Raw genomic sequence first — 7,030 nt, 5'->3', positions numbered from 1 at the left:
CCCTGACCCGCCCGCCCCCGCCACCGGCGAGGGCCGACCAAGCACACCCGCACACGACACAGCAACAGCCAGACCTTGACCGCGACGGCTGAAGCCAGGGCCATCCCGATCCATGACAACTGCACAGCGAACGACCGACGCCGACGGGGCGCGTATCCCGACGACGAACCAACACGCCGCCGGCATCCGCCCCGCCGACGTCGGTCACCCCCCCGGCCACTGATCGACCGGCGCACCCGTCCCCACATCCGCGGACAGGTGCTCCCGTCATCGGCGGGATCGGTCGTGCCCCCGGGTGCTAGCCTCGCCCGCACAACTGAAGACACGCCATTGCGTTCCTGGTCGGGGAAGCCGGTCGAAGTCCGGCGCTGACCCGCAACCGTAGGCAGTGGGCGACCCGTCGTCCCTGCGAGCCGGAGCACCGAGCGGGAACGAGCGGCTCCATCGCACCGTCGAGGTCTACGGGGCGGAGTCCGGAAGCACCTGTTCCCGGACCCCCGGCATCACGCGGGGGTCCGTCCGTATCTGGGGGGACATCTGGGTCCGGGCCCGTCACGGGGCCCGCTCACGAAGGCACCCAGATGATACGCTCACCGAGGCGCTCGCGCCTCTCCATCCTCGCGACCGCGTTCGCCGTCGCCGCCACCGCTCTGATCGCCACTCCCGTCCACGCCGTCGGGCCTGATGCGACGGTCGTCGAGGCCGCCTCCAGCTACCTCACCGCCCAGCTCACCGACGGCGATCACCTCGAGGGCGAGTTCGGGCCGCAGTACGGGCCGACGGCCGACGTCGCCTACGCACTGCTCGCGGCGGGGTTCGAGGGCGCCACGCTCACCGACGTCCTCGCCTTCCTGACCAGCGAGGAATCGGTCGACGCCTACGTCCACGGCCAACCGTTCGACCAGGAGGACGCGGCCTACGTCGGGGCTACCGCGAAGCTCGGGCTGCTCGTGACCATCGCTGGTATGGACCCCCACGACGTTGGCGGCACCGATCTCGTCGAGACGCTCCAGTCGCTCGAGGCCGAGTCGGGGCGCTACGAGGACCGCAGCAGCTTCGGCAACTTCGCCAACATCTTCGGGCAGTCGTTCGGGCTGCTGTTCCTCGCGGCCGAAGGCACCGGGGCCAGCGATGCGGCGATCGCGGCGCTCGTCTCAGCCCAGTGCGCCGACGGCGGCTTCCCCGAGACGTGGGACAGCGACCCCTGCGAGAGCCAGGTGGACGCGACCGCCGTCGCGCTGCAGGCCCTGATCATGACCAACCAGCGGGACGCTGCCGCGGACGCCGCGGACTACCTGGTCGGGACACGGGACGACGAGGGGGCCTGGGGCGAGCCGCAGAACACCAACAGCACCGGCTACGCGGGCATGGCGCTGTTGACCGCCGACGAGGACGTCGAGGTGACGCAGGACTTCCTCGTCGCGATCCAGAACGAGGACGGCGGGCTGCCGATCTCGCCCGGCGAGGACAGCGACCCGATCGCTACGGCGCAGGCGCTACCCGTGCTGGCGAGCGAGTCGTTCGAGACGTTGATCACCGGCCCGCGCATCCCGACACCCGACGGCATCGAGCGCCTCTGGGGTCCGGGCCGCATCGACACCGCCATCGCGATCAGCCAGCGCAGCTTCCCGCGTCAGGCCGGGACGGTCGTGCTCGCCCGCGACGACGACTTCGCCGACGCCCTGGTCGGGGCACCGGTCGCCACCATCCTCGACGGTCCACTGCTGCTGAACCCCACATCGGCGCTCCACGACGACGTCCTCGCCGAGATCCAGCGGCTGCTCCCCGAGGGCAGCACGGTGCACCTGCTGGGTCGAGAGGAAGCGCTGTCCGAGGACGTCGCCAACGCGTTGAAGGCTGCGGGCTACATCGTCGTGCGCCTGGGCGGTGCGCACCGCTGGGAGACATCGGTGGTGGTCGCGGAGTACCTCGACGACCCGCAGTTGCTGCTGCTGGCGACCGGCGCCGACTTCCCCGACGCGATGGCGGCGGGGGCTGCGGCCGGGGCGAACGCGGGCGCGGTCCTGCTGACGGCGGGCTCCTCGCCACACCCGTCCGTGAGCGCGTACCTCGACGAGCACCCGGACGCCGAGCTCGTCGCCGTCGGCGGCCCCGCCGCTCGCGCCTACCCTCAGGCCGAGGACGTGTTCGGTGAGGATCGCGACGCGACCGCGGTCGCGGTCGGCGAGCGGTTCTTCGCCGGTCCCGCCTACGTCGGAGTGGCACGCCGGGACCTGTTCGCGGACGCTCTGGCCGGGTCGATCCAGGCGGCGCTGCTGGGCGCTCCCGTGCTGCTCACCGCGGTCGACGAGGTGCCCGACGCGACCGCGTCGTACCTGTGCGAGATCGGTGGCGACGTGCGAGGCGCCGCGATCTGGGGCGGTGCCGACGCCGTGAGCGACGCAGCTGCCGCGACCGTCGCCGAGCGCTTGGCCGGCACCGGATGCTGATGCGGACGCCGCGACGGCGAGCGCCCCGCGGTTCCCTCGGGGTTGCGATAGCGCTCGCCGTGGTCGTGGCGGGGGTCGCCACCGGTGCGGCCGCGCCGAGGGCCGAGGCGCTGGCGGCCGACGGGGCGTGCCCCGATGTTGACGGCGTCACGGTCGTCGTCGACTTCCGCGACCTCGGCGGGGCGACGATCGTGCGCTGCGCCCGCGGGCCGGTCGAGGACGGGCTGGACGCGCTGCGCGTCGCGGCGATCGACTACGACACGACCGTGCGCTTCCCGGGGATGGTGTGCCGCATCGAGGGCCGCCCCGCCGACGAGCCGTGCCAGAACGCCCCGCCCGCCGACGCCTACTGGTCGTACTGGCACGCCGAGCACGGCACCGGCTGGAACTACGCACAGCGAGGTCCCTCGAGCCGCACGCCTCCGCCGGGGAGCTCCGAGGGCTGGTCGTTCTCGACCGGTACGCAGGCGCCGCCACGCACGGCTCCCACCACCTACTCCGCTCCGCCATCACCGACGCCGGCACCATCCCCCGAGTCCGACCCGCCAGCGACCAGCGAGGCGCCCGCTGCGCCACCGCCACCGCCGCCCGAGGAGCCGGCTACGCAACCACCGCCACCGCCGCCGCCAGCGCCCCCGGCTGGGTCCGCGGTAGACGAAGCCACGACCGAGCCGAGCGCGTCACCCACCGGCGCCGCTCCGACGACCCCCGCCCCGAACGCGGCCGTCGCACCCTCGCCCCACCGATCGCCCCGGTCCACGCGCACCGCGACCCCCACTCCGACGCCGGTGCCGGTCCAGTCGAGCGAGCTGCTGCGCATCGCGAGCGCCGACGGCGACGACAGCTCGCCGGTCGGCACCATCGTCGGGGTCGCGCTCATCGTCGCCCTCGGAGGCGCGGCCGCCGTCACGGCGTGGCGACGGAGGTCGTCGCCGTGAGCACCGTCACCGCGACCCGCACGGCGTTCCGCCACCGTCTCCCGGGACAGCTCCACCCCGGAGCGTGGTGGCTGTGGGCGCTCGCGCTCGCGACCACCGCGAGCCGCACGACCGACCCGCTGCTGCTGGGGACGATCCTGGCGGTGGTGGCGACCGTGGTGGTGCACCGCCGCACCGACGCCCCGTGGGCGCAGGGCTTCCGCGCCTACCTGCTGCTCGCCCTCGTCGTCATCGGCGTCCGGGTCGTGTTCCGGATGCTGCTGGGAGGTGGATCGGGGGGGACGGTGCTCTTCACGTTGCCGCGGATCACGCTGCCGGATGCCGCCGCGAGCATCGAGCTCGGCGGTGCGGTCACAGCCGAGGGCGTCGCCGCGGCGGTGTACGACGGGTTGCGGCTCGCGACCATGCTCGTCTGTCTCGGCGCCGCGCAGGTCCTGGCCCACCCACGCCGGCTGCTGAAGTCGGTGCCCGGGGCGCTGTACGAGGTCGGTACCAGCATCGTGGTGGCACTGACCGTCGCCCCGCAGCTGGTCGCGTCGGTCGCCCGCGTCCGTCGTGCGCGTCGCCTCCGCGGTACCCCGCCCCGGGGACTGCGGGCGCTGCGCGCGATCCTGGTGCCCGTGCTCGAGGACGCGCTTGACCGCGCCATCGCCCTCGCCGCCGCGATGGACTCACGCGGCTACGGCCGCACCGGTTCCGCCCCGCGCGGCGAACGTCTTCTGACGGGCGTGCTCGTCATCGGCGGGCTCCTCGGGGTGTGCGTCGGTCTGTACGGAGTGCTCGACGGCACCGCCCCGCCGACGCTGGGCCTGCCCCTGTTCCTGGCCGGCACGGCGGTCGCGGTGGGCGGCTTCCTCCTCGGTGGACGCAACGTCAGCCGGACGGTGCACCGACCGGTGGGCTGGACCGCGATCGAGTGGGGCGTGGTCACCAGCGGCCTGGTCAGCGCGGTGGTGCTGTTCCAGATCGGTGCGGTCGACGCCGCCGCGCTGAACCCGTCCGTGACCGACCTCGCCTGGCCGACCTTGCGGCTGCTGCCCACGGTCGCGATCGTCGCCGGCGTCGCCCCCGCTCTGCTCGCCCCGCCCCCGCCGCGTGCCGTCGCGGAGGAGGTGGGATGATCCGCTTCGATCAGGTCAGCTTCACCTACGAGGGTGCCACCGCCGCCGTCCTCGCCGACGTGAGCTTCGCCGTGCCCGAGGGCGACCTGTGCGTGGTCGCGGGACCGACCGGCGTGGGCAAGTCCACCCTGCTCGGTGCGGTCAACGGCCTCGTCCCACGTTTCACCGGCGGTCGGCTCGACGGACGCGTGACGGTGGCGGGGCGTGACACGGCCAGCCGTCCGCCCCGCGAGTTCGCCGACCTCGTCGGGGTGGTCGGCCAGGATCCGCTCGCTGGCTTCGTGACCGACACGGTCGAGGACGAACTCGCCTACGGCATGGAGCAGCTCGGCCTCCCCGCCGCGGTGATGCGCAAGCGTGTCGAGGAGACGCTCGACCTGCTCGGTCTGGCCGACCTGCGCGAGCGTCAGCTCGCGACCCTGTCGGGCGGCGAGCAGCAGCGGGTCGCGATCGGGGCAGTCCTGACGGCGCACCCGCGTGTTCTCGTCCTCGACGAACCCACGTCCGCGCTCGATCCCACCGCGGCCGAGGACGTGCTCGCCACGCTCACCCGTCTCGTGCACGACCTCGGGATGACCGCGCTCGTCGCCGAGCACCGCCTCGAACGCATCGTGCAGTACGCCGATCACATCCTCGAGGTGCCGGGCGACGGCAGCATCCGCTACGGCGATCCAGCGACGGTGCTCGCCACCGCGGCCGTGGCCCCGCCCGTGGTCGAGCTCGGCCGGCTCGCCGGGTGGTCGCCGCTGCCGCTGTCGGTCCGAGATGCGCGCCGACGCGCGGACGCGCTGCGCGCCGAGCTCGCTGCCGCCCCGCCGCCCCGACGCGACGCCGCAGCTCGCAGCAGCATCCTGTCCGCGCGGGGGATCAGTGTCCGCTACGGCGACACCATCGCGGTCCGCGGCATCGACCTCGACCTCCACGCCGGCGAGGTCACCGCCCTGATGGGGAGGAACGGATCGGGCAAGTCGTCGCTGCTGTGGAGCCTGCAGGGGTCGGGGCGCCGCGATGCCGGGACGGTCGACGCCGGAGGCCACGACCCCCGTGACCAGGCTGCCTCCGATGCCCGCCGTCTGGTGGGACTCGTGCCTCAGCAGGCCTCCGACCTGTTCTACCTGTCGTCGGCGGCAGATGAGTGCGCGCAGGCGGACGACGAATCGCGGGCCGCGAGCGGCACGTGCCGCGCGCTGCTGGATCGGCTGCTACCCGGTGTCCCGCACGATCGCCACCCTCGTGACCTGTCGGAGGGCCAACGCCTCGCGCTCGTCCTGGCCATCCAACTCACCGCGGCCCCTCCGGTGCTGCTCCTCGACGAGCCCACCCGCGGTCTGGACTACGGCGCCAAGGGACACCTCGCCGCGATGATCGCGGATCTCGTCGACGCTGGCCGCTGCGTCGTGGTGGCCACCCACGACGTCGAGTTCGTCGCGACCGTGGCCGACCGGGTTGTCGTCATGGCCGAGGGCGAGCTCGTCGCGGACGGCCCCGCGGTGGACGTGCTCGCCGCGTCGCCGGCGTTCGCCCCGCAGGTCGCCAAGATCCTGGCGCCCGACCCGTGGTTGACGGTGGCGGAGGTCGCCGCCGCTCTGCCCGAGACGCGCGCGGAGGTGGCACCGTGACCGCCCCGGCCGAGCTGCCGGACGCCCCGCGCCAAGGTGGCACCATGAGCGCGCCGGCCGTGCAGAGCGCCCCACGTCCGCTCCTCGCCCGTCCGGTGCCGATCGGGTGGCGGTCGGGCACGGTGTTGCTCATCGCGTCCGTCGCCGGGTTGGCGATGTTCACCTGGCCGCTGCTGATGGCGCCGTCGGCGACGGCGTCGAGCCACAGTCCCACGGCGCCGCTCGCGTTCGTCCTGATCCTGCCTCTCGTCGTCGCCATCGTGGTCGCCGAACTGGTGGACGGCGCCATCGACACCAAGGCGCTGGCGATGCTGGGCGTGTTGTCGGCGATCGGCGCGGCGCTGCGGCCACTCGGGGCCGGCACCGCCGGCATCGAGACGATCTTCTTCCTGCTCGTGCTCGCGGGGCGGGTGTTCGGACCCGGGTTCGGGTTCGCGCTCGGGGCGACCACGATGTTCGCGTCCGCCCTCATCACCGCCGGCGTCGGGCCGTGGCTGCCCTTCCAGATGATGGCGGCGGCGTGGGTCGGCGCCGGCGCCGGGGTGCTGCCGGGCCGCTCACGCAGCAGCGGAGGCAAGGGCGAGCTAACGCTGCTGGCCGCTTACGGCGCGCTCGCGGCCTACGCCTACGGGGCGCTGCTCAACCTGTCTTTCTGGCCGTTCGCGATCGGCCCGCAGACCGAGCTGTCGTTCGTGGCCGGCGCACCGGTGCTGGAGAACCTGCACCGGTTCGTGCTGTTCACGATCGGCACGTCGGCCGCCGGCTGGGACACGGGGCGCGCACTGACGACCGCCGTCGCGGTGGTGCTCACAGGTCCGGCGATCCTGTCAGCCCTCCGGCGTGTCGCCCGTCGCGCCCGGTTCACACCTCTGGCGTAGCGAGTGAGCGCAGTTCTCTACGCC

General features: G+C 73.6%; 5 protein-coding genes and 1 riboswitch. All 5 genes read left to right on the top strand.

Going from position 1 to position 7,030, the window contains the following annotated elements; translation table 11 throughout:
* Nucleotides 1–345 precede the first annotated feature (345 nt).
* Nucleotides 346–423, top strand: a riboswitch (cobalamin riboswitch).
* A 158-nt stretch (nucleotides 424–581) separates the two neighbouring features.
* The 5 genes from KY469_16310 to KY469_16290 are packed head-to-tail and all read left to right on the top strand — an operon-like array spanning nucleotide 582 to nucleotide 7,006.
* Nucleotides 582–2,450, top strand: a complete 1,869-nt coding sequence (locus tag KY469_16310; protein MBW3664664.1) for a cell wall-binding repeat-containing protein — start codon at nucleotides 582–584, stop codon at nucleotides 2,448–2,450.
* Entirely contained in the window at nucleotides 2,450–3,388 is a 939-nt protein-coding gene (locus KY469_16305; GenBank protein ID MBW3664663.1) for a hypothetical protein, read from the top strand. Before KY469_16310 ends, KY469_16305 begins: the two co-directional genes overlap by 1 nt.
* Complete coding sequence (locus KY469_16300; GenBank protein MBW3664662.1) at nucleotides 3,364–4,509, top strand: energy-coupling factor transporter transmembrane protein EcfT; 1,146 nt, start codon at nucleotides 3,364–3,366, stop codon at nucleotides 4,507–4,509. Before KY469_16305 ends, KY469_16300 begins: the two co-directional genes overlap by 25 nt.
* Nucleotides 4,506–6,128 carry an ATP-binding cassette domain-containing protein gene (locus KY469_16295; GenBank protein ID MBW3664661.1) on the top strand — a complete coding sequence of 541 codons (1,623 nt, stop codon included), beginning with the start codon at nucleotides 4,506–4,508 and terminating at the stop codon, nucleotides 6,126–6,128. Before KY469_16300 ends, KY469_16295 begins: the two co-directional genes overlap by 4 nt.
* Before the next feature lie 44 nt (nucleotides 6,129–6,172).
* Nucleotides 6,173–7,006: an ECF transporter S component gene (locus tag KY469_16290; GenBank protein MBW3664660.1), complete on the top strand. Its 834-nt coding sequence runs from the start codon at nucleotides 6,173–6,175 to the stop codon at nucleotides 7,004–7,006.
* Nucleotides 7,007–7,030: the final 24 nt, after the last annotated feature.

The sequence above is a fragment of the Actinomycetota bacterium genome (assembly GCA_019347575.1).
GTDB lineage: Bacteria > Actinomycetota > Nitriliruptoria > Nitriliruptorales > Nitriliruptoraceae > JAHWKY01.
This window is presented reverse-complemented; position numbering and strand designations above follow the sequence as displayed.